This is a genomic window from Shewanella cyperi (assembly GCF_017354985.1).
Taxonomy (GTDB): Bacteria; Pseudomonadota; Gammaproteobacteria; order Enterobacterales; family Shewanellaceae; genus Shewanella; species Shewanella cyperi.
Genome location: NZ_CP071501.1, coordinates 44,259 through 66,351 on the forward strand (window position 1 = coordinate 44,259; position 22,093 = coordinate 66,351).

The 22,093-nt window shown below is 54.8% G+C and carries 17 protein-coding genes and 3 rRNA genes; 14 read left to right on the forward strand and 6 right to left on the reverse strand.

What is annotated here, in order from left to right:
* Positions 1 to 5 precede the first annotated feature (5 nt).
* Positions 6 to 455 (reverse strand): group II truncated hemoglobin, encoded by a 450-nt coding sequence (locus JYB84_RS00190; protein ID WP_207321482.1) that lies wholly within the window; start codon positions 453 to 455, stop codon positions 6 to 8.
* 130 nt (positions 456 to 585) lie between these two features.
* On the opposite strand from JYB84_RS00190, the gene aroE reads away from it, so the two are divergent.
* Together aroE and JYB84_RS00200 are read left to right on the forward strand one after the other, a co-directional pair.
* A complete protein-coding gene (gene aroE / locus JYB84_RS00195; RefSeq protein WP_207321483.1) occupies positions 586 to 1,413 on the forward strand; it encodes a shikimate dehydrogenase in 828 nt (275 codons plus the stop codon).
* Entirely contained in the window at positions 1,410 to 1,667 is a 258-nt protein-coding gene (locus tag JYB84_RS00200; protein WP_207321484.1) for a DUF1488 family protein, read from the forward strand. The genes aroE and JYB84_RS00200 overlap by 4 nt, the downstream gene beginning before the upstream one ends.
* 2 nt (positions 1,668 to 1,669) lie before the next feature.
* Here JYB84_RS00200 and JYB84_RS00205 read toward each other — a convergent pair whose 3' ends face one another.
* Positions 1,670 to 2,218: a gamma carbonic anhydrase family protein gene (locus JYB84_RS00205; protein ID WP_207321485.1), complete on the reverse strand. Its 549-nt coding sequence runs from the start codon at positions 2,216 to 2,218 to the stop codon at positions 1,670 to 1,672.
* A gap of 493 nt (positions 2,219 to 2,711) precedes the next feature.
* On the opposite strand from JYB84_RS00205, the gene JYB84_RS00210 reads away from it, so the two are divergent.
* The 5 genes from JYB84_RS00210 to JYB84_RS00230 all read left to right on the forward strand — a co-directional run bounded on the left by JYB84_RS00210 (position 2,712) and on the right by JYB84_RS00230 (position 8,589).
* A 16S ribosomal RNA gene (locus tag JYB84_RS00210) occupies positions 2,712 to 4,254 on the forward strand.
* A 275-nt stretch (positions 4,255 to 4,529) separates the two neighbouring features.
* Positions 4,530 to 7,422: ribosomal RNA gene (locus tag JYB84_RS00215) — 23S ribosomal RNA — on the forward strand.
* Positions 7,423 to 7,565: 143 nt separating this feature from the next.
* Positions 7,566 to 7,681 (forward strand): 5S ribosomal RNA (gene rrf / locus JYB84_RS00220).
* The 16S, 23S and 5S rRNA genes sit together here, the layout of an rRNA operon.
* A 187-nt stretch (positions 7,682 to 7,868) precedes the next feature.
* Positions 7,869 to 8,120: a YkgJ family cysteine cluster protein gene (locus JYB84_RS00225; RefSeq protein ID WP_207321486.1), complete on the forward strand. Its 252-nt coding sequence runs from the start codon at positions 7,869 to 7,871 to the stop codon at positions 8,118 to 8,120.
* 13 nt (positions 8,121 to 8,133) lie between these two features.
* Positions 8,134 to 8,589 carry an Rrf2 family transcriptional regulator gene (locus JYB84_RS00230; RefSeq protein ID WP_207323046.1) on the forward strand — a complete coding sequence of 152 codons (456 nt, stop codon included), beginning with the start codon at positions 8,134 to 8,136 and terminating at the stop codon, positions 8,587 to 8,589.
* Here JYB84_RS00230 and JYB84_RS00235 read toward each other — a convergent pair.
* From JYB84_RS00235 to gpmM, 4 genes are read right to left on the reverse strand one after another with little or no spacing between them, the layout of a single operon-like run.
* Positions 8,564 to 9,319, reverse strand: coding sequence for a divergent polysaccharide deacetylase family protein (locus JYB84_RS00235; RefSeq protein ID WP_207321487.1), 756 nt, complete (start codon positions 9,317 to 9,319; stop codon positions 8,564 to 8,566). The genes JYB84_RS00230 and JYB84_RS00235 overlap by 26 nt on opposite strands.
* A 17-nt stretch (positions 9,320 to 9,336) precedes the next feature.
* Positions 9,337 to 10,521 carry a S41 family peptidase gene (locus JYB84_RS00240; RefSeq protein ID WP_207321488.1) on the reverse strand — a complete coding sequence of 395 codons (1,185 nt, stop codon included), beginning with the start codon at positions 10,519 to 10,521 and terminating at the stop codon, positions 9,337 to 9,339.
* Positions 10,522 to 10,551: 30 nt separating this feature from the next.
* Complete coding sequence (locus JYB84_RS00245; RefSeq protein ID WP_207321489.1) at positions 10,552 to 11,688, reverse strand: murein hydrolase activator EnvC family protein; 1,137 nt, start codon at positions 11,686 to 11,688, stop codon at positions 10,552 to 10,554.
* Positions 11,689 to 11,697: 9 nt separating this feature from the next.
* Entirely contained in the window at positions 11,698 to 13,239 is a 1,542-nt protein-coding gene (gpmM, locus tag JYB84_RS00250; protein WP_207321490.1) for a 2,3-bisphosphoglycerate-independent phosphoglycerate mutase, read from the reverse strand.
* 229 nt (positions 13,240 to 13,468) lie between these two features.
* On the opposite strand from gpmM, the gene JYB84_RS00255 reads away from it, so the two are divergent.
* The 7 genes from JYB84_RS00255 to JYB84_RS00285 all read left to right on the forward strand — a co-directional run bounded on the left by JYB84_RS00255 (position 13,469) and on the right by JYB84_RS00285 (position 22,000).
* Complete coding sequence (locus JYB84_RS00255) at positions 13,469 to 13,903, forward strand: rhodanese-like domain-containing protein (RefSeq protein ID WP_207321491.1); 435 nt, start codon at positions 13,469 to 13,471, stop codon at positions 13,901 to 13,903.
* A gap of 204 nt (positions 13,904 to 14,107) precedes the next feature.
* Positions 14,108 to 14,587 carry a protein-export chaperone SecB gene (gene secB / locus JYB84_RS00260; RefSeq protein ID WP_207321492.1) on the forward strand — a complete coding sequence of 160 codons (480 nt, stop codon included), beginning with the start codon at positions 14,108 to 14,110 and terminating at the stop codon, positions 14,585 to 14,587.
* 5 nt (positions 14,588 to 14,592) lie between these two features.
* Complete coding sequence (gene gpsA, locus JYB84_RS00265) at positions 14,593 to 15,609, forward strand: NAD(P)H-dependent glycerol-3-phosphate dehydrogenase (RefSeq protein ID WP_207321493.1); 1,017 nt, start codon at positions 14,593 to 14,595, stop codon at positions 15,607 to 15,609.
* A 92-nt stretch (positions 15,610 to 15,701) separates the two neighbouring features.
* Positions 15,702 to 16,895 carry a BaiN/RdsA family NAD(P)/FAD-dependent oxidoreductase gene (locus JYB84_RS00270; RefSeq protein ID WP_207321494.1) on the forward strand — a complete coding sequence of 398 codons (1,194 nt, stop codon included), beginning with the start codon at positions 15,702 to 15,704 and terminating at the stop codon, positions 16,893 to 16,895.
* A 130-nt stretch (positions 16,896 to 17,025) separates the two neighbouring features.
* Positions 17,026 to 17,940 carry a GGDEF domain-containing response regulator gene (locus JYB84_RS00275; RefSeq protein ID WP_207321495.1) on the forward strand — a complete coding sequence of 305 codons (915 nt, stop codon included), beginning with the start codon at positions 17,026 to 17,028 and terminating at the stop codon, positions 17,938 to 17,940.
* A complete protein-coding gene (locus JYB84_RS00280; protein ID WP_207321496.1) occupies positions 17,937 to 18,887 on the forward strand; it encodes an ABC transporter substrate-binding protein in 951 nt (316 codons plus the stop codon). Before JYB84_RS00275 ends, JYB84_RS00280 begins: the two co-directional genes overlap by 4 nt.
* Entirely contained in the window at positions 18,884 to 22,000 is a 3,117-nt protein-coding gene (locus JYB84_RS00285; RefSeq protein WP_207321497.1) for a hybrid sensor histidine kinase/response regulator, read from the forward strand. The genes JYB84_RS00280 and JYB84_RS00285 overlap by 4 nt, the downstream gene beginning before the upstream one ends.
* The last annotated feature ends 93 nt before the right edge of the window (positions 22,001 to 22,093 follow it).

Here is a 22,093-nt window from a genome sequence, read left to right on the forward strand (position 1 = left end):
TCCTATTACTGGTTGCGCATGTGATCTGCCAGGGTGGCTATCGCCCGGTAGATTACCTGCCTGTGCTCGGGATTGGTTATGTGCTGCTCCAGCGCATAACGCATGCAAATCAGCCACTGATCCCGCAATTGCTCGTCGATGGCAAAGGGCATGTGTCTGGCCCGCAGGGCGGGGTGGCCATACTTTTGTTGGAACAGTTGTGGACCGCCGAGCCAACCGCTGAGGAATTCATACAGTTTTTGCTCCGACTGAGCCAGGGGGGCTCTATGCACAGCCAACAACTCGCGGGTATCGTCTCCCTGCTGCATGCGCTGATAGAAACTGTGGGCAATGGCCTTTAAGGTGTTATCACCGCCTATCATGTCATAGGCATTGGACTGCTTGGGATCCCTGTCGTCCTGATGGACGGTTTGGGATGCCGGCCTCCGGGGCAGCAATTTCTTAAACCAGTTCATTCACACGCTCACTGAAAAATGGGCGCCCAGTATAGCCAAAAGCCGATGAAAATTACTCCTTGTTCTGCCATTGCCCGCTTAAATGGGCTCGCGGTAGACTGACAGCACGAACCCATTCCCAAGTCAGCCCATGACAGACAAATACGCCGTATTCGGCAATCCCATCGCCCACAGCAAGTCACCGCAGATCCACGCTGCCTTTGCACAGCAAACCGGTGAAGACATAAGTTATCAAGCGATTCTGGCACCTAAGGATGGCTTTGGGGACTGCCTTGCCGACTTTATTGCCGCCGGGGGCAAGGGCGCCAATGTCACCCTGCCATTCAAGGAGCAGGCCTTTGCCCTGTGTGATGACCTCAGTGACGATGCTCGCTTGGCCGGTGCCGTTAATACCCTGGTTGTTGGTGCCGATGGGCGTTTGCAGGGTGAGAATACCGATGGCTTGGGTCTGGTCGCTGATCTGCGTCGTCAGCAGGTTGAGTTGCAGGGGGCCAGAGTGTTGCTGCTGGGGGCCGGTGGTGCCGCCAGAGGTGCGCTCGGGCCTCTGCTCAGGGCTGGCGCCCATATCAGCATCGGCAACCGAACCCACGCCAAGGCGCTTGAGTTGGCAGCCTTGTTCCCAGGTTCGCCAATAGTAGCGGTCGATGCCATGGCGGCAACCCGGGCTTTCGACTTGGTTATCAATTCCACTTCCGCCAGTTTACAGGGGGAGGTACCGCCGCTGGCGTCGGCGGCCATAGGCCCGGCAACCGTGTGTTATGACATGATGTATGGCAGTGGCTGCACCAGCTTTAATAGCTGGGCCAAACAACAAGGTGCCGCAAAGGTAATTGATGGCCTGGGCATGCTGGTGGGGCAGGCAGCCGAAAGCTTTGAGCTTTGGCGTGGTGTCAGGCCTGAGGTAGAGCCGGTACTGGCACTGCTCAGGCAACAGCTCAATCAGGGAGAAGCACAATGAACCAAAGCATCATTTTCACGGATTTGGTTGAGTGGTTGCCTGAGGTGCGGCAAGTTAGATTCATTGCCCAACAAAATGGTGTCAATATCGGCTGTTTGGTTGGCCTGCCACTATTAACCAAACTCAGCGGGACCCAGGCAGATGAAACCAATGCAATGCAGCTGTTTGAAGATGTGCGTTTTGATCTGGAAGATAAAGCCGAGTCGCTCATCGAAGACGAAGCCTTCGATGAGGAAGGGCAAATAAGGCTCTAATCTCAGGCCTGCTGGTTTTCGGCCAGGTATTCGTCTTTCAGGATCACATAGTTCAGTGCCGATTGCGGCAGGAACGCCAGTTCGGCTTCGGTCAAGGGGCGGGCTTGCTTTACCGGGCTGCCCACATAGAGATAACCACTCTCCAACACCTTGCCAGGTGGCACCAGTGAGCCCGCTCCCAGGATCACATCATCACTGACGACGGCGCCGTCCAATATGATGGCGCCCATACCAATCAAGACCCGGTTGCCCACGGTGCAACCGTGCAGCATGGCCTTGTGACCTATGGTGACATCGTCCCCTATCAACAGCGGATGGCCTTCTGGTTTGGCGGGTGTTTTGCGGGTTACATGCAAGACTGTGCCGTCCTGTATGCTGGTTCGTTTACCAATACGTATATGGTTCACGTCTCCGCGCGCGGCAACCATGGGCCAAACACTGGCATCATCACCCAGCTCTATATCTCCCACAAGGACACAAGCCTCATCTATATAAACCTTGGCACCCAGCTTGGGGGCGGTACCTTTGTACTTTCTCAATGAAGTAAACATGTAATTCTCACTAAAACGGGCATTTCGCCCATTATAATGCTGAAAAAATGACTGGTCAGGTCGTTTTTGCCGCAAATGGCGTGAAATTGGCATTTTTCTCAAAAAAGCCCTTGCGTAAAAAGTGCGGCCGCCTATAATGCGCATCCACTGACACGGCAGGCAGCGCAAGGCGCGGCGGCAGGTGAAAGTGGTCGGAGTGAAGCTCCGGCAGCGTCGAAAAAAGTTTTCAAAAACTGCTTGACGCCAAAACGGGGTTCTGTAGAATACGCAGCCCTGACCCGCTGAGAACTCGGTGGGATGCCCAAGCGGCACCGTTCTTTAACAAGTTATTAAGACAAGCAAATCTGTGTGGACACTCGCAGAGCTGATGACATCGACAACGATATTCATCAGTGAATGATGTCCATGCAAACATGCAGTTTGCGACTGTTTACAGTTGCAAAATCGACAGAATTCATTGAGCAGTTTGGCGCAAGCCAAACACCAAAACTTTTAATTGAAGAGTTTGATCATGGCTCAGATTGAACGCTGGCGGCAGGCCTAACACATGCAAGTCGAGCGGTAACACAAGGGAGCTTGCTCCTGAGGTGACGAGCGGCGGACGGGTGAGTAATGCCTGGGAACTTGCCCATTCGAGGGGGATAACAGTTGGAAACGACTGCTAATACCGCATACGCCCTACGGGGGAAAGCAGGGGAACTTCGGTCCTTGCGCGAATGGATAGGCCCAGGTGGGATTAGCTAGTTGGTGAGGTAAAGGCTCACCAAGGCGACGATCCCTAGCTGTTCTGAGAGGATGATCAGCCACACTGGGACTGAGACACGGCCCAGACTCCTACGGGAGGCAGCAGTGGGGAATATTGGACAATGGGGGAAACCCTGATCCAGCCATGCCGCGTGTGTGAAGAAGGCCTTCGGGTTGTAAAGCACTTTCAGTGGGGAGGAAAGGTTGTAGGTTAATACCCTATAGCTGTGACGTTACCCACAGAAGAAGCACCGGCTAACTCCGTGCCAGCAGCCGCGGTAATACGGAGGGTGCAAGCGTTAATCGGAATTACTGGGCGTAAAGCGTGCGCAGGCGGTTTGTTAAGCGAGATGTGAAAGCCCCGGGCTCAACCTGGGAATTGCATTTCGAACTGGCAAACTAGAGTCTTGTAGAGGGGGGTAGAATTCCAGGTGTAGCGGTGAAATGCGTAGAGATCTGGAGGAATACCGGTGGCGAAGGCGGCCCCCTGGACAAAGACTGACGCTCAGGCACGAAAGCGTGGGGAGCAAACAGGATTAGATACCCTGGTAGTCCACGCCGTAAACGATGTCTACTCGGAGTTTGGTGTCTTGAACACTGGGCTCTCAAGCTAACGCATTAAGTAGACCGCCTGGGGAGTACGGCCGCAAGGTTAAAACTCAAATGAATTGACGGGGGCCCGCACAAGCGGTGGAGCATGTGGTTTAATTCGATGCAACGCGAAGAACCTTACCTACTCTTGACATCCAGAGAACTTGGCAGAGATGCCTTGGTGCCTTCGGGAACTCTGAGACAGGTGCTGCATGGCTGTCGTCAGCTCGTGTTGTGAAATGTTGGGTTAAGTCCCGCAACGAGCGCAACCCTTATCCTTACTTGCCAGCGGGTCATGCCGGGAACTTTAGGGAGACTGCCGGTGATAAACCGGAGGAAGGTGGGGACGACGTCAAGTCATCATGGCCCTTACGAGTAGGGCTACACACGTGCTACAATGGTCAGTACAGAGGGTTGCGAAGCCGCGAGGTGGAGCTAATCCCATAAAGCTGGTCGTAGTCCGGATTGGAGTCTGCAACTCGACTCCATGAAGTCGGAATCGCTAGTAATCGTGGATCAGAATGCCACGGTGAATACGTTCCCGGGCCTTGTACACACCGCCCGTCACACCATGGGAGTGGGCTGCAAAAGAAGTGGGTAGCTTAACCTTCGGGGGGGCGCTCACCACTTTGTGGTTCATGACTGGGGTGAAGTCGTAACAAGGTAGCCCTAGGGGAACCTGGGGCTGGATCACCTCCTTACCTAAGCGATGCGTCGCACTGTTGAGTGTTCACACAGATAGGTTTGTCTTAAAACCTGCATTATCGAAAGATAATGTTGCTCTTTAACAATTTGGAAAGCTGATAGTAGAAACTGGACTTGTTCCAGTTAATACAAAAATTGAGTTCTCAAACACTTCAATCAAGTGTTTTGGGTATTCTTCAAGGCGGGTCCATTTCCTACCCTGGAAATGAGACCAAGTAAAACCAGCTGGTCGCAATGCGGCTCAGATGAGTGAAACTCATTTGGGTTGTATGGTTAAGCGACTAAGCGTATACGGTGGATGCCTTGGCAGTCAGAGGCGATGAAGGACGTAGTAACTTGCGAAAAGCGTTGGTGAGGTAGTAACAACCGTTATAGCCAGCGATGTCCGAATGGGGGAACCCGGCAGCATAAGCTGTCATCACTACATGAATACATAGTGTAGTGAGGCGAACGAGGGGAACTGAAACATCTAAGTACCCTTAGGAAAAGAAATCAACCGAGATTCCCTAAGTAGCGGCGAGCGAACGGGGATTAGCCCTTAAGTCTTTGGGGTGTTAGTGGAATGAGTTGGAAAGCTCAACGGTACAGGGTGATAGTCCCGTACACGACAACTAACCAGAGATGAAAACGAGTAAGGCGGCACACGTGATATGTTGTCTGAACATGGGGGGACCATCCTCCAAGGCTAAATACTCCTGACTGACCGATAGTGAACCAGTACCGTGAGGGAAAGGCGAAAAGAACCCCTGTGAGGGGAGTGAAATAGAACCTGAAACCGTATACGTACAAGCAGTGGGAGCGGTTCTTGAGACCGTGACTGCGTACCTTTTGTATAATGGGTCAGCGACTTACATTTAGTAGCGAGGTTAAGCGAATAGCGGAGCCGTAGGGAAACCGAGTGTTAACTGCGCGTTTAGTTGCTAGGTGTAGACCCGAAACCCGGTGATCTAGCCATGGGCAGGTTGAAGGTTGAGTAACATCAACTGGAGGACCGAACCGACTAATGTTGAAAAATTAGCGGATGACTTGTGGCTGGGGGTGAAAGGCCAATCAAACCGGGAGATATCTGGTTCTCCTCGAAAGCTATTTAGGTAGCGCCTCGGACGAACACCTTTGGGGGTAGAGCACTGTTAAGGCTAGGGGGTCATCCCGACTTACCAACCCTTTGCAAACTCCGAATACCAAAGAGTGCTATCCGGGAGACAGACGGCGGGTGCTAACGTCCGTCGTCAAAAGGGAAACAACCCAGACCGTCAGCTAAGGTCCCAAAGTAATTGCTAAGTGGGAAACGATGTGGGAAGGCTTAGACAGCTAGGATGTTGGCTTAGAAGCAGCCATCATTTAAAGAAAGCGTAATAGCTCACTAGTCGAGTCGGCCTGCGCGGAAGATGTAACGGGGCTAAGCAATTCACCGAAGCTACGGGTGTGCACGATAACGTGTACGCGGTAGAGGAGCGTTCTGTAAGCCGTTGAAGGTGAAGGGGTAACCCACACTGGAGGTATCAGAAGTGCGAATGCTGACATGAGTAACGATAAAGGGGGTGAAAAACCCCCTCGCCGAAAGACCAAGGGTTCCTGTCCAACGTTAATCGGGGCAGGGTGAGTCGACCCCTAAGGCGAGGCCGAAAGGCGTAGTCGATGGGAAACGGGTTAATATTCCCGTACTTCTGCTAACTGCGATGGAGAGACGGAGAAGGCTAGGCCAGCACGGCGTTGGTTGTCCGTGTTTAAGGTGGTAGGTGGTGTGCTTAGGCAAATCCGGGCACACATACACCGAGAGCTGATGACGAGGTGCTACGGCACTGAAGTGGTTGATGCCAGGCTTCCAGGAAAATCTTCTAAGCTTCAGGTTAGCAGGAATCGTACCCCAAACCGACACAGGTGGTCGGGTAGAGAATACCAAGGCGCTTGAGAGAACTCGGCTGAAGGAACTAGGCAAAATGGTACCGTAACTTCGGGAGAAGGTACGCTGCTGTTGGTGGAGGGACTTGCTCCCCGAGCTGACGGCAGTCGCAGATACCAGGTGGCTGCAACTGTTTATCAAAAACACAGCACTGTGCAAACTCGCAAGAGGAAGTATACGGTGTGACGCCTGCCCGGTGCCGGAAGGTTAATTGATTGGGTTATCGCAAGAGAAGCTCATGATCGAAGCCCCGGTAAACGGCGGCCGTAACTATAACGGTCCTAAGGTAGCGAAATTCCTTGTCGGGTAAGTTCCGACCTGCACGAATGGCGTAATGATGGCCACGCTGTCTCCAGCCGAGACTCAGTGAAGTTGAAATTGCGGTGAAGATGCCGTATACCCGCGGCTAGACGGAAAGACCCCGTGAACCTTTACTATAGCTTGGCACTGAACATTGACCCTACATGTGTAGGATAGGTGGGAGACTTTGAAGCGGGAACGCCAGTTCTCGTGGAGTCGTCCTTGAAATACCACCCTTGTAGTGTTGATGTTCTAACCTGGGCCCCTAATCGGGGTTAGGGACAGTGCCTGGTGGGTAGTTTGACTGGGGCGGTCTCCTCCCAAAGAGTAACGGAGGAGCACGAAGGTTGGCTAAGTACGGTCGGACATCGTACGGTTAGTGTAATGGCATAAGCCAGCTTAACTGCGAGACAGACACGTCGAGCAGGTACGAAAGTAGGTCATAGTGATCCGGTGGTTCTGAATGGAAGGGCCATCGCTCAACGGATAAAAGGTACTCCGGGGATAACAGGCTGATACCGCCCAAGAGTTCATATCGACGGCGGTGTTTGGCACCTCGATGTCGGCTCATCACATCCTGGGGCTGAAGTCGGTCCCAAGGGTATGGCTGTTCGCCATTTAAAGTGGTACGCGAGCTGGGTTCAGAACGTCGTGAGACAGTTCGGTCCCTATCTGCCGTGGGCGTTGGATGATTGAGGGGAGTTGCTCCTAGTACGAGAGGACCGGAGTGAACGAACCGCTGGTGTTCGGGTTGTCATGCCAATGGCATTGCCCGGTAGCTACGTTCGGAATCGATAACCGCTGAAAGCATCTAAGCGGGAAGCGAGCCCCAAGATGAGTCATCCCTTGGACCTAGAGTCCACATAAGAGCCGTTCGAGACCAGGACGTTGATAGGTCAGGTGTGTAAGCGTTGTGAGGCGTTGAGCTAACTGATACTAATGACTCGAGAGGCTTAACCATACAACCCAGATGGGTTTTACGTTTTGCTTGAAGTACCCAAACTTGATTGAAGTCGAGACTCAAGGCTCGTAAGAGCAGCAGCTTTCCAAATTACCTGATTGGCCTTCTCTCATAAGAGATGACAGCCGGTCAGAACAAATTTGTCTGGTGACAATAGCATTGTGGTCCCACCTGATCCCATTCCGAACTCAGAAGTGAAACGCAATCGCGCCGATGGTAGTGTGGGGTCTCCCCATGTGAGAGTAGGTCATCGCCAGACGCCTAATTCTGGTTTCCACTTTGAAAAGTGAAATCAAACAGAGTCGAAAAGGCCACCCAAAGCGGGTGGCCTTTTTTGCTTTGCTGTCTTCCAGGTGAAATCGGCTTTCAAAAGCGTGCTTCAGCTGGCAAAATTGCGTCGCCTGCATGGGCACTTGTACCTAATTGGTTATAATCAGGATGGCTGGATGGACTGTCGTTTAGGTTGTGGTGCTTGTTGTATTGCCCCGTCAATCACTACTCCCATACCCGGTATGCCCAAAGGCAAGCCTGCGGGTGTGCGCTGTATTCAATTGACGGACGATAATCTCTGTCGTTTGTTCGGAGCACCCGAACGCCCAAGGGTCTGTTTGGCGTTTTCGGCCACTGCTGATGTCTGCGGAACCTCTGCCGAGGAAGCTATCTGGCTGATCACATCCCTGGAACAACTCACGCAATGAATGGCAGGTGACCATGCAATTGACCCGTTATACAGATTATGGCATCAGGATCCTGATGTATATGGCGGTGCAGCCCGAACGCCAGGAGTTATTCCGCATTGCCGAAGTGACCAAGGTCTTTGAGCTTTCTCCAAACCATGTCTCCAAAATCATCCATCATTTGGGAAAAAGCGGCTATTTACAAACAGTCAGGGGAAAGGCTGGGGGGTTCAGATTGGCACGCCCCAGTGCAGACATCAATCTGGGGCAATTGGTTCGTACTCTGGAGCATTCGCTGGCACCGGTAGATTGTGCCAAACCCTACTGTATTTTGACCCCGGCTTGCCAATTACGTAATGTGCTGGGGGCCGCTGTAGCAGCCTATTTGGCTGTGCTTGATCGCCACAGCTTGGCCGACATAGTCAGCAACGGGGATGAGCTGATGAAATTGCTGCCGGATCCCACTATTTCAGTGCTGCAGTTGGGTTAGTTCCCTGCTTTTGCGCCAAAACCAAGGGCAGCAGTTGGGATGCTGGCATTAAGTTTATTCCCTCTTTGCTCAAGGACGGCAAGTTGGCCTTGAGAAACGCGACCGTAGTCGGATGGGGGTGAGCTATGGCAACCGTCATACCCGGTCCCTTGCTCAACTCCAGCAGTTGCCTGAATTGTCTTTCCAATCCCTTATGACTGATGTCGTTATCCAGGAACAACTGACGCCTGAGTGACGGCACTCCCCGTTGCTCGGCCATCTCTTCGCCACGGCTGAATTTGGTGGTGGCGCTGTCGATAAAATAGAGCTCACGACTTTTCAGCATTTCCATTAGCCAGGACATGGGGGCAGGCAACTGGGTTAACAAGCTGCCCATATGGTTATTGACCCCTTTGATATAGGGCACACTGTCCATGGCCTGGGCCACTTGTTGCTTGAATTGGCTTTCTGACATCTGATTGGTCAGTCCGCCCGGGCCGAGCGTATCGCCATTGAGTGCCTGCATTGGCAGGTGCAACATAATTTCGTGGCCCTTTTGATGGCCTTGTTGAGCCAATTTCTTACCCAAAGGGGTATGGGGCAGCACCGAAAGTGTCACTTCGGGAGGGAGGCTTAACACCGCCGTGTCGGTCTGACGATAGCCTATATCATCGATAATGATGGCCAATTGCCCGGCATGGACTGAGGTCAAGCTTGTCGCAAGCAACAAGAAAACGAATATTAAGCGCACGAAGTAATAGCTTGTGATTATTTATGATTTGTAATCAATGCTATTGCCGAATCCAAGCCGAGGTCAACCTTTGTATCCTTATTGTTTAGAGATAAAAGTGGGCTTGGCTGTTCGCTGATGCTGATATCCGGCTCAATCCCTTTGGCGTGGATGTCGCGGCCATTGGGAGTGTTGTACCTGGCTATGGTCAGTTTAATCGCGCTGTCCGTTCCCAGGGTCGGGATCAGGCTTTGTACCGTGCCCTTGCCGAAACTGGTTTCGCCTATCAGGGTGGCGCGACCATTGTCCTGTAAAGCCGCTGCCAATACTTCGGCAGCCGAGGCCGAACCTTTGTTGATTAACACCATGATCGGGATGTTGCCGACCATGGTCTGCGGCGAGGCAAAATAGTCGGAATTGGCGTCGAAGAAACGTCCTTCGGTGGACACTATTCTGCCCTTGGCCAGAAAGAGATCCGCAATCTTGATGGCCTGGTCCAATAACCCGCCGGGATTGTTGCGTAAATCCAGTATTAACCCGCTCATGGCTTGACCCCGCCATTGCCGCAGTTGGGCCATCATGTCTTCGGCAGTGTTGTCCTGAAAGCTGCTGAGCCTGATGTAACCAATGCCGTCGCTCAACCATTTTCCTTCCACCGATTTCACCTGAATTGTTTCAGGTGTCAGGGTTACGGCGAAAGTCTGATCATCATTGTTGTGTTGCAGTTCCAGGTCCAACGCCAGGTTGTTGATGCTGTGGTAACGAATTTCCGACAGGGCAATATTGAGATCCAGGCTGCTGACCAACTTGTCATTGATCTTCAGTATCCGATCGCCGGCTAATATCCCGGCTCTTGCTGCCGGGGAGTTGGGAAAGGGGGCAATAATGTTGAGTTGTTCGCTATTGCCGGACGCCACTTCGAAACCAAAGCCGTAATATTCACCGTGGTTGGCGTCGCGTAAATTGATGAGTTGTTGCCTGTCCAGATATCCCGAATAGGGATCCAGATGATCAAATATGCCCTTGATGGCTGCCTGGATCAGCTCGTCCCTGTCGACCTGATTAACGTAGTAGGTTTCCACCGTATCCATGATGTCCAGTAACAAGGGATAGTTGTACTGGCTGCCGAACGACTTAACCTGTTCCTGTCCGGTAAGGCTGATGGACAGGCCCAAGGTCAATCCCAGGACCAGGGCGCCAAGGTAACGTAACAGTTGTGACATGGGGGCCCCCTTCGACTGGCGGGGCGCGCTTTACCGACGACAATATCCCGCCGGATCGACGGCTTGCCCCTTATGCCTTATTTCGAAGTATAGGCCAGGCTCGGTTTGTCCACCCGAACGTCCAACCAGTGCGATGGCGTCGCCCGTCTGAACGGTATCACCGGCTTCCTTGAGCAGTGCCTGGGCGTGGCCATAAAGGCTCATGTAACCCTCGCCGTGATCCACCACCATGACCATACCGAAGCCACGCAGCCAGTCGGCAAAGATCACTTTACCCGGCGCAATGGCAAACACATTTTGGCCTTCGGGGGCGGCGAGCATGACGCCCTTCCACTTGATTTGGCCCGAGCGGGTACTGCCGTAGGAGACATTCAGCGCGCCCTTGGTGGGCCAGCCCAGTTTGCCCCTCTGGCTCGCCAGCCCCTTCATGGACGGGCTTTCCTTGGCGGTGCGAAGGGCTTCTTCCACCACGCGCTTGAGGCTGGCCTCTTCGATTTGCAGCTGCTCAAGTTCGGCACCGCGCTCAGACAGGGTCTTTTGCAGCTCATTCAGCGTCAGCTGACGCTGACTTTGCTCGGCGCCCAGGCGTTTGGCCTGGTCTTTTTGCTCGACTATCAGGCGCTCCAGGCGGGACTGTTCATCCAATTGCTGGCTGCGCACCTGCTGCAGTTCGTCCAGAGTCAGTTTCAGCTGGTCTATGGCCTTGATGCGGGCCTTGTTGAGGTATTGATAATAGGCCAGCATCCGCTCGATCGTCGCCGGACTCTGCTGATTGAGCAGCATCTTACTGTAATCGTGGCTGCCGGCGAGATAGGCGCTGGCCAGTTGCTTAGACAGGCTTTGTTGCTGGCTTTGTTTAAGGCGTTCCAGTTGCTCGCTGCGTTGCTTCAGCTGTTGCAGCTTGGCGCTCACCTTGGCCGATTCACCCTGGGTGCGGTTAATGGCACCTGCGGCATCGGCGATGGCCTTCTCATCCTGCTTCAACAGGGCAACCAGGCGCTCCCGTTGCTTGCCGGTGCTCTTGAGGGCACTTTGCTGTTGGCTGATCTGTGCCTGTATGGCTTTCAGCTCAGACTGCCGCCGCTCCAGATCCGCGGCCTGGAGGGGCAGTGACAATACAAGAAAGCCAGCAAGTATGCCGGCTTTCGACCAACGCAAAGTGCTCAAGTGTCTTGGTTACTCTTTGATAGTGATTAAGGGCTTGCCGGTCATTTCTGCCGGAATTTCCTGTCCCATCAGCGCCAACATGGTGGGGGCCACATCGCTCAGGCGACCGCCGCTGGCAATTTCAGCATCCCGGCCCACATAGATAAAGGGCACCAATTCGCTGGTATGGGCAGTATGGGCCTGGCCAGTGCTGGGGTCCTGCATCTGCTCGGCATTACCGTGGTCTGCAGTGATCAGGCATTCGCCACCCACCTTGGCCAGGGCATCAATCACCCGTCCCAGACAGGCATCGACCGCTTCACAGGCTTTGACCGCGGCATCGAAGTTGCCGGTGTGACCCACCATGTCGCCGTTGGGATAGTTACAGATAATGACATCATACTTAGCAGATTCAATAGCTTCTACCAGTTTATCTGTCAGTTCGGCGGAACTCATCTCCGGCTGCAGGTCGTAGGTTGCCACCTTGGGAGAATTGATCAGTATCCTGTCTTCCCCTTCGAATGGTTGCTCCTTGCCGCCGTTAAAGAAGAAGGTGACATGGGCATATTTCTCGGTTTCGGAGATCCGCAACTGGGTCATGCCGCGGTTCTGCAGCACTTCACCCAGGGTGTTGACCAGATCTTCTGATGGAAATGCCACGGGTGCCTTAATGTCGGCAGCGTATTCGGTCAGCATCACGAAGTTCAGCTTGGGCGTATGTTGACGCACAAAACCGTCAAAATCGGCATTGATGAAGCTGCGGCTGATTTGGCGGGCGCGATCGGCACGGAAGTTCATGAAAATCAGTGCATCACCGTCCTTCATCACAGCGGCTGACTCACCCTCTGGCACTATGGCTGAGGCTGCAACAAACTCGTCATTTTCATCACGACCATAGGCCGCCTCCAGTGCGGTGACCGCATTGGTGAATTCGAATTTGCCCTTGCCCTGAGTTAACAACTCATAGGCCTGAGACACGCGGTCCCAGCGGTTATCGCGGTCCATGGCGTAATAGCGACCGACGATGGAGGCAATGCGACCTGTGCCCAGCTCGGCAAACAGCTCATTGAAATGGGCCAGACTGCTCTTGGCGCTGCGCGGCGGCGTGTCTCGGCCGTCGAGGAAGGCATGCAGGAACACCTGATTGGCACCTCGGGCCACGGCCATGCGGCACATGGCTTCGATGTGCTCTTCGTGGCTGTGTACGCCACCGGGCGACAACAGGCCCATAATGTGCACGGCGCCGTTGGCGGCAATGGCGGCATCTACCGCCTGGCACAGGGCCGGATTGTGTTCAAACTCGCCATCGCTGATGGCCTTGGAGATGCGGGTCAGCTCCTGGTAGACCACACGGCCTGAACCCAGGTTGATGTGGCCTACTTCGGAGTTGCCCATTTGACCGTCGGGGAGACCGACGTCAAAGCCGGAACCGGAAATCAACCCATGGGGGCGAGTGGCATTGAGCTGGTCCAGAACCGGGGTGTTAGCGTGAAAAATCGCATTGCTGGCGGTGTCTTCACGGTAACCCCAGCCATCCAGGATCAATAATGCCAGAGGACGTTTTGCTGTCATGGTGGTGTACCTTCAAGATTGAGAAAGTTATAGAAGCGTCAGAATCGGAAATTGCTCAAATACTACTACGACTGCCGGGGTGGGACAAAGGCATTTGCCCCTAATGCGAGCGCGGACGGCTTTTGTGACGCCGACGGGGTTTGCCCGGGTGCGGGATGCTGCATTCTGCCATGTCGGTGGTATACTCTGAGCCCTCAATTGTTATTGGACAGCGACCTTAATTAACATCATGCAAGAATATATCGAGTTTTTTCGCAGCAACCCCATGTTGAGTCTGGCCTGGGCCGGTTTGTTTATGGCGCTGATCGTCAGCGTATTCAAATCAGTCACTTCCAAGGTCAAAAACATCAGCCATCAGGAGCTGGTGCAGTTGGTCAATAAGCAAGGGGCCAAGGTAGTGGATGTGCGCGGTAAAGAGGATTTCCGTAAAGGCCACATAGTAGATGCACTTAACATCAGCATGGCTGAGATTAAAAATAATCAACTCTCCGCCCTTGAAAGCGCCAAGACCAGCCCCATTATATTGGTATGCAACGCTGGCATGACCTCATCTCAAGCGGCTCAGCTTTTGGTTAAACAAGGTTTTGAGCAAGTGTTTAATCTCAAGGGTGGTATGGGTGACTGGCAGGCAGCCAATATGCCTGTTTCAAAAAGCAAAAGATAAGCGGTCGGCGATGGGTTCCTGGTTTAAACGGCGGTTCCCATTCGGCATTCGGATCCTGTGATCGGCAAAGGGCTAAGCGGTTTTTTGGCGGACGAGATCAAACACCCGGGATGGTTTGAGTTCCAAAGGATTTCAGGCAGTCGGGCCCAAAATTACTGGCTTTCAATGAAAAAGCCGATTCAACTTTTTGATAGGTAGGAAATTATGGCTGAAGTAGCAAATAACGAACAACAAGCCCCACAGTTCAACATCCAGCGCGTTTACACCAAGGACATGTCTTTCGAAACGCCAAACAGCCCTGGCGTATTCCAGAAGGAATGGAGCCCAGAGGTGAAGCTGGATCTGGATACCCGCAGCACCAAGTTGGCCGATGACGTATATGAAGTCGTGTTGTCTGTGACCGTGACTGCCAAGAACGGTGACGAAACTGCCTTCCTGTGTGAAGTTCAACAAGCCGGTATCTTCTCCATCAGCGGCCTGAGCGAGCCACAACTGGCTCACTCTCTGGGTGCCTATTGCCCCAACATCCTGTTCCCATATGCCCGCGAGACAGTGGCCAGCCTGGTTGCCCGTGGTACCTTCCCACAGCTGAACCTGGCCCCGGTTAACTTCGATGCCCTGTTTGCCCAGTATGTGCAACAGCGTGTATCTGCAGAAGCTCCGGCCGAAGAAGCAAACGCGTAACGCAAATGAAAGACACTGCCGATATCACGGTACTGGGGGCGGGCTCTTATGGCACCGCCCTTGCCATTTCTCTGGCCAGTAACGGACACAAGACCCTGCTTTGGGGCCATGATCCCGCTCATGTGGCACGCCTGCAGCAGGCGCGCTGTAACGAAACCTTCCTTCCCGGTATCGCTTTCCCCGATTGCCTGCAGTTGGAGGCGGATCTCGGCAAGGCTCTGCAAGCCAGCCACAATGTGTTGGTGGTGGTGCCAAGCCATGTGTTTGGCAACGTGCTGACCCAGGCCAAGCCTTTACTGCGCAGCGATGCCCGCATCGTCTGGGCCACCAAGGGATTGGAGCCGGAAACCGGTCGACTGTTGCAGGACGTGGCCCGGGATATTCTCGGCGATGCTTTCCCCCTGGCGGTACTGTCGGGGCCGACCTTTGCCAAGGAGCTGGCCGCAGGTCTGCCGACCGCGATATCCGTGGCTGGTACCGATCCGGTATTTACCCAGGATTTGGTGGAGCTGTTACACAGCCCCAAACGGTTGCGGGTTTATGCCAACGATGATTTTATCGGTCTGCAATTGGGCGGCGCGGTTAAGAATGTGATCGCCATTGGCGCGGGCATGTCCGATGGTATCGGCTTTGGTGCCAATGCCCGTACCGCGCTGATCACCCGGGGGCTGGTAGAACTGAGCCGTTTGGGCGAAGCTTTGGGGGCCCAAAGCGCCACCTTTATGGGCATGGCCGGTCTTGGTGATCTGGTGCTGACCTGTACCGATAACCAATCCCGCAATCGCCGCTTTGGTTTGGCATTGGGCAAGGGCTCTGATGTTATGACGGCGCAGGCCGAGATAGGTCAGGTGGTTGAGGGTTACCGCAACACCAAAGAAGTTTATACCCTGGCCCATCGCCTGGGGGTAGAAATGCCGATTACCGAGCAAATCTATCAGGTCCTGTATGAGGATAAATCCCCGTTGGAGGCGGCCAAGGAGCTGCTGGCCAGGGAGAAAAAGTCCGAAACCAAGGCCGAATAAAAGCCGCTCGACAGGGGAAAAAGGATGCTAAAATAGCGTCCTTTTTTATGGCCTTTTGTTGAGGCCCTGTGGTCCATTTGCCGGGAAATCCAATGTCAGCAGTCAAACATCATCAGGTCATCATCATAGGCGCAGGCGCTGCCGGATTGATGTGTGCGCTTACCGCCGGTTATCGTGGCCGCGATGTGCTCTTGCTCGACAATGCCAAGCAGTTGGGACGCAAGATCCTTATCAGCGGCGGTGGTCGCTGTAACTTCACCAATCTCAATATTGAACCCGCGGCATACCTGTGCCGCAATCCTCACTTCTGCAAGTCGGCCCTGGCGCGTTTTACCCAGTGGGACTTTATCGCCATGGTGGAGCGTCACGGCATCGCCTTTCACGAAAAGACCCTGGGCCAGTTGTTCTGTGATGACTCGGCCAAGGACATAGTGGACATGCTGACCACAGAATGCGACTGGGCCGGGGTCAAGATTCAGTTGCGTACCGAGATCCTGAATGTGCAGGCGCAGGAGGGCGGTTACCTGCTGCACACCAGTCAGGGAGACCTGAGCTGTGAGTCCTTGGTGATTGCCACCGGGGGCCTGTCCATGCCCAAGCTGGGAGCCACCCCCTTCGGTCTGCAATTGGCGCAGCAGTTTGGTTTGAACGTCCTGCCCACCTGTGCCGGCCTGGTGCCTTTTACCCTGCAACCCCAGGACAAGGCCAACTTCGAACAATTGTCCGGCATCAGTCTGCCTGTGGTGGCCACGGCCCAATGTGGAAAGTCCTTCCGCGAGGCGTTGCTGTTTACCCACAGGGGACTCAGCGGTCCGGCGGTATTGCAGATCTCATCCTATTGGAAGCCGGGTGAAAGCATCAGCTTCAACCTGTTACCGGACACGGACCTGACATCCTGGCTAAAGGAGCAGTGTGCCGAGTCCCCCAAACTCAGCCTGCGCAACGCCATGGCCAGACTCTTGCCCAAGCGCTTGGTGGAGGTACTGCAGGAGATGGGGGCGCTGCCGGACAAGGCTTTGAACCAGCTGGGTAAGGCGGAGATTGAATCCCTGCAACAGTATTTCAGCGATTGGCGCATTCAACCCGGCGGCACCGAGGGCTATCGTACCGCTGAAGTTACCCTGGGCGGGGTCGACACAGATGAACTGTCGTCAAAAACCATGGAAGCGCGCAAACAACCCGGACTCTACTTCATCGGCGAAGTGGTGGATGTCAGCGGTTGGCTGGGAGGGTACAACTTCCAATGGGCCTGGAGTTCGGGCTACGCCGCCGGCGAGGTGGTCTGATACTGTTCATGGCCCTTCGGGGCCATTTTTGTCACCAAGCAGCCAAAATCGGGAAAGCAGCTACACTTCCACTATCTGTATCAGTCATTAATGGAAGAATGGCCGCATAACCGTGGCCTCAGGGGCAATCATGGACGAACTCCAGACAGTTTTGATAGTTGATGATGTGCGCACCAATAACCTGGTCATGGCCCAATGCCTCAAGGGGTTGTACCAGATCCGCGAGGCCAGTAATGGCCACGACTGTCTGCGTGAAGCCCGCCGCTACCCTCTACCTTCTTTGATCCTGCTGGATGTGATCATGCCCGTGCTTGATGGGTACGAGGTGTGCCGACTGCTAAAGTCCGATCCCGTGACAGCGGATATTCCGGTCATTTTTGTTACCGCCAAGGATGCCGATGAGGATGAACAGAAGGGATTGGAGCTGGGGGCCGTTGATTACATTACCAAACCCATAAGGCCGGCCATAGTTCGGGCTCGGGTGTCGACCCATGTGCAGCTCAAACAGCACAGGGACAAGCTGCAATTTATGGCGCTGCACGATCAGCTGACCGGACTCTATAACCGCCGTTACTTTCAGGAAAGCGCCGAACAGCGGCTGGCCAAGGTGTGCCGCAACACCAGCCATTTGTCTGTGGTCATGATCGATGTCGACCATTTCAAAAAGATCAATGACGAGCACGGTCATGACAAGGGTGACTTGGTGCTGCAACAACTGGCCGCCTTGCTGAAGGCCAATACCCGTCGCGAGGACGTGGTGGCCAGGATCGGGGGCGAGGAGTTCGTCATCTTGATGGACTGCGCCCTGGAGGCCGCAACTTATCGCAGTCAAAGGTTGCTGCATTTGATTGTGGACATGTGTCCCGCAGGACTCAAGATCAGCTGTAGTCTGGGGGTCGTGCAGGCCAATGCCAAACATCCGGACTTTTCATACTGGTTGAAACGCGCCGACCAGGCCGTATACCAGGCCAAATCCCGAGGGCGCAATTGCGTGGTCGTTGCAGGGGATGAGACATCCGTGCTGCTTGAGGAGCCATCCCTGTGAAGCGGCTATGGCTGTTGCTTACCCTGTGCTGGCTGGCCGCCTGTGGCGGGCAGCCGGCCACCAAGGTCGTGATTGCCATCAATCCCTGGCCCGGTTATGAGTTGCTGTATCTGGCACAGCAGCAGGGCTACTTTGCCGAAGAAGGGCTGCGGCTGGAATTGGTGCAGGTGGCCAGTCTGTCGGACGCCCAGCGAGCCTACCTTGCCGGTGGTGTGGATGGGTTCACCGGCACTCTCATCGAAGCGGTGCAGGTGGCCATGCTTGGCGGCAAGCCACTGAAGATTGCCTTGCTGGCCGATTATTCCGCCGGTGCGGATCTGATAGTTGCACCGGAGCACTTTACCTCTATGACTCAGCTAAAAGGCAGGACCCTAGGGTGCGAAGTCAGTTCTCTGGGTATCTATTTTCTGGCCCGGGCGCTGATGGCCAATGGTATGACCCTGGATGACGTTAAGGTGATCAATGTCGAGCAGGGCGATGGTAATCGCCAATTGGCGGCGGGAACCATAGACGCCATGGTCACCTACCCGCCGTATTCCATTGCCTTACTCAAACATGAAGGCATGCAGCAATTATTCTCGACCCGGGAAATTCCCGGTGAGGTGCTGGACATAGTGTCTGTGTCCGAGAGCTTGCTGCGGCGTGAGCCGGATTTCCCGGCCAAGTTGCAAAATGTCTGGCAAAAAGTGCTGGAATATCACATGCGCCACCCGGAGGAAGCCAACGCTCTGATGGCCCGGCGCGAAGGTATCAGTGCTGCCGAGTTTAATGCCTCCCTGAATGGTTTGGCCTTGCTGACAAGGGAGGCGCAGCAGCAGCTGTTGGCCGATAGGGAGCGTCTCAGCGGGATGCTTGACTCTGTATGTGACACCCTGACACGGATCCAGGCCGTTAGCGGGACCTGTGACAAGCTGCCGTATCTCTTTATTGGAGGGGCGAGCCAATGATGTCCTTGATGCCGCGGGAAAGCATCGCCTACAAGCTTAACCTCGCGACCCTGTTCTGTGCCTTGCTGGTGTGCCTGCTTGTCAGCCTCTATTACCTGAGCGAGGTCGATAAGCGCATTCGCAGTCAGGCTGATTTTGAACTCACGGATCTGGTGGGGGCGCTTAATTTGGCGCTGGAAACCCAGGCCGATCAAGCCAATATGCAAAGGGTTGCCGGCGCATTGGCCGCCCGCAGCAGCATATTCCAACTGTCTATCATCAATGCCGACACCCTGGAGATAGTGGCCGACAATCATATCCAGCATCAGGGCCAGCCCATGGAGCGGGTGTTGGATGGCGACAGCCAGGGATTGGTGCGTAGCGTCACGGGCGAGGCTTCCGGTCAGCAGCGCTATTCGAAAGAGGGTCAGATATTTCAGGCGGTATTGGTGTATCTCATCTCACCCGAAGTGCAGCGTCTGCGGCCCTACGTGGTGTTTATCGGCTACGATCCGGAGCCGATCCGCAGCGAAGCCATGGAAGAGCTGGTGGACTACATTGCCATCCAGCTGCTGGGCTTTGCGCTCCTGTTGTTGATAAACCTCTACACCCAGCGCAAGTATGTACTTAAACCCATAGGTCGGATTGCATCGCAGATCGCCGCCCATGGCACAGAGCATACCCTCAGTCTGGACAACAAGGATGAATTTGGTCTGCTGGTGGAAAGTTATAACGCCGCAATTCGTGAGCGGTTGCAACAGCAGCAGGAGCTGGAGGACTCCCGCCGCTATATCGACAGCGTGATCAACGTTATTCCGGTGCAATTGGCCTACGTGGATGCCGAGCGGCGCTACCGTTTTATCAACAGTCGCTATCTGCAGCTGTTGCAGAAAACCGAAGACGAAGTGCTGGGCAAAAAGGTGGCCGAGGTCTTGCCACCTGAGCTGGAAGATACGGTGCGGCCACATCAGTTGCAGGCCTTGGCAGGGCGCAGACAAGAGTTCGAGACCGAGTCGACCAATGAACAGGGGGAAACCCAGTTCGTACAGGTGACCTACATGCCGGATGTGGACGCCAGCGGCACTGTGGTTGGTTTCTTTTCCTGTATCGAAGATCTCACCGCCATCAAGCTTAACGAACTCAAGATAGAAAACTATGCCAGGGAGCTGGAGTTCCATAACCTGGCCCTGTCCGAGGCCAGCGAGAAGGCCGAGTCGGCCGCCCGGGCCAAGGCGGACTTCCTAGCCTGCATGAGCCATGAGATCCGCACGCCCATGAATGGGGTCATAGGCATACTCAGTCTTTTGGCGCGCACCGAACTGTCGGCGCAGCAACAGCACTATGTGGATGTCGCCTCATCGAGCGCAGAGTCACTCCTGAGCCTGCTCAATGACATATTGGATTTTTCCAAGATTGAGTCGGGGAAATTTGAAATCGAAACCCTGCGTTTTGACCTGATCCAATTGTTGGACGAATTTGTTCAGCCCATGGCCCTCAAGGCCGAAGAAAAAAGGCTGCACCTCTTGCTTGATATCACCGCCGTTGGTCACCGCTGGTTGCTTGGCGACCCCGGGCGCCTGCGGCAGGTACTGTTTAACCTGGTGGGCAACGCCATAAAGTTTACCCAGGCGGGCTGGATAGCCATCCGGGTCAGCAGCGAGGCGGAAACGGACAAGCAAGTCCGGATCAGGATAGCCATAGAAGATACCGGCATAGGCATACCCGCAGCCAAGCTGGCCCAGTTGTTTAATCCCTTCACCCAGGCCGACAGCTCTACCACCCGCCACTTTGGCGGCACCGGCCTGGGGTTGTCCATTGCCAGGCGACTGTGTGAGTTGATGCAGGGGGACATTCGCGCCAGCAGTGTCGAACACGTGGGCAGCACCTTCGAATTCAATGTGCTGTTGACGGTGAGCGAAACGCCTGCCGACAGGCATTGGCCCCCCGAATTGCAGGGGAGACTGTTGCTGCTTGGGGGAGATTGCGGGGCCAACGAGACAGTGCTGGCGGAGTTGCTGCAATCCTGGGGCGCCGACGTTAAGGTGTTGCCGGGCAGGCAAACCGTGGCGGCCAGCCCCGAACTGAGCCGCGCCGAGGGCTTGATCTACAGCCTGCCTCCCCAGAGTCCGGTCACCGAAGAAATACAGTGGCTGACTTCTCTGGCCTGTGGTCAGACAGCCAAGAGCCTGGCTGTGGTGTCTCACGAGCAGCATTTGCAGTTGTTGCCTACCGCCAACAAAGATTCCGTGGCGGTACTGTGCAGGCCCTTGTCCCTGTTCGCGTTGATGGCCTGGTTGGCGCTGGAGGAGCTGCCGGAATCACAGCAGGACAGTGGCAATGACGATATTCCCGTGGTCGCCGGTCACCCCAGGGTGCTGTTGGTGGAGGACAACAGGGTCAATCAGATGGTGGCCATGGGCTTGCTGCATGAGTTGGGACTGGAGGCCGATCTGGCTGCCAACGGTCTGGAGGCGCTCGACAAACTGCAACTGAGCAACGAGGGGCACTTCCAGGCGGTGTTGATGGATTGCCTGATGCCGGCCATGGACGGTTATCAGACCACTGCGATGATCCGCCGTGGAGAGGTGGGCGAACACTGGCGCCATATTCCGATCATTGCCATGACCGCCAACGCCATGAAGGGCGACCGCGAACACTGTCTGGAGTCGGGTATGGACGACTACATCTGCAAACCGCTGATTATGTCGGTCGTGCGTCAGGTTCTGAGCCGTTGGCTTGGTGGTATGCCTTTACCCAAGGCCGCCGAATCTGCCGCCCCCCAGACCCGGGCAGGGGCCCTGTTTGACCGGGAGGCCATGCTCAAGCTGATGTCCGGAGACCCGGGCCTGCTCAATGAGATATTGGCGGTCTTCGTTGATGAAATGCGTCATCACAGGGCGGCCTTTCTCCAGGCGATGGACGATCAGGATTTTCCCGGCATTCGAGCCAGCGCCCATTCGATCAAGGGGGCCGCCGCCAATTTGGGCATGACTCCCCTGGCCAATATGGCCAGACGCATGGAGGTGGCCGCCAGGGAAAGGCAACGGGACATACTGTCCCTGGCCCAGGACGAGTTTCTGCAGATCCTGGATGACACCCTGGTGGCATGCCGGTGTCAGGAAGACAGGGTGTGAGCCGGCGCGCCGATTTCAAGCTTGTCACCTTCGGCCCGGGTCAAAGTGTGGTATGTTAACGGCCTAGAATCCCTAGTTTTTACTGCCAAAAGG

Bases quoted from the DNA above. Each gene is read 5' to 3' on its own strand.
- JYB84_RS00190 (WP_207321482.1), bottom strand. From the start codon at position 455: ATGAACTGGTTTAAGAAATTGCTGCCCCGGAGGCCGGCATCCCAAACC.
- aroE (WP_207321483.1), top strand. From the start codon at position 586: ATGACAGACAAATACGCCGTATTCGGCAATCCCATCGCCCACAGCAAG.
- JYB84_RS00200 (WP_207321484.1), top strand. From the start codon at position 1,410: ATGAACCAAAGCATCATTTTCACGGATTTGGTTGAGTGGTTGCCTGAG.
- JYB84_RS00205 (WP_207321485.1), bottom strand. From the start codon at position 2,218: ATGTTTACTTCATTGAGAAAGTACAAAGGTACCGCCCCCAAGCTGGGT.
- JYB84_RS00225 (WP_207321486.1), top strand. From the start codon at position 7,869: ATGGACTGTCGTTTAGGTTGTGGTGCTTGTTGTATTGCCCCGTCAATC.
- JYB84_RS00230 (WP_207323046.1), top strand. From the start codon at position 8,134: ATGCAATTGACCCGTTATACAGATTATGGCATCAGGATCCTGATGTAT.
- JYB84_RS00240 (WP_207321488.1), bottom strand. From the start codon at position 10,521: ATGTCACAACTGTTACGTTACCTTGGCGCCCTGGTCCTGGGATTGACC.
- gpmM (WP_207321490.1), bottom strand. From the start codon at position 13,239: ATGACAGCAAAACGTCCTCTGGCATTATTGATCCTGGATGGCTGGGGT.
- JYB84_RS00255 (WP_207321491.1), top strand. From the start codon at position 13,469: ATGCAAGAATATATCGAGTTTTTTCGCAGCAACCCCATGTTGAGTCTG.
- secB (WP_207321492.1), top strand. From the start codon at position 14,108: ATGGCTGAAGTAGCAAATAACGAACAACAAGCCCCACAGTTCAACATC.
- gpsA (WP_207321493.1), top strand. From the start codon at position 14,593: ATGAAAGACACTGCCGATATCACGGTACTGGGGGCGGGCTCTTATGGC.
- JYB84_RS00270 (WP_207321494.1), top strand. From the start codon at position 15,702: ATGTCAGCAGTCAAACATCATCAGGTCATCATCATAGGCGCAGGCGCT.
- JYB84_RS00275 (WP_207321495.1), top strand. From the start codon at position 17,026: ATGGACGAACTCCAGACAGTTTTGATAGTTGATGATGTGCGCACCAAT.
- JYB84_RS00285 (WP_207321497.1), top strand. From the start codon at position 18,884: ATGATGTCCTTGATGCCGCGGGAAAGCATCGCCTACAAGCTTAACCTC.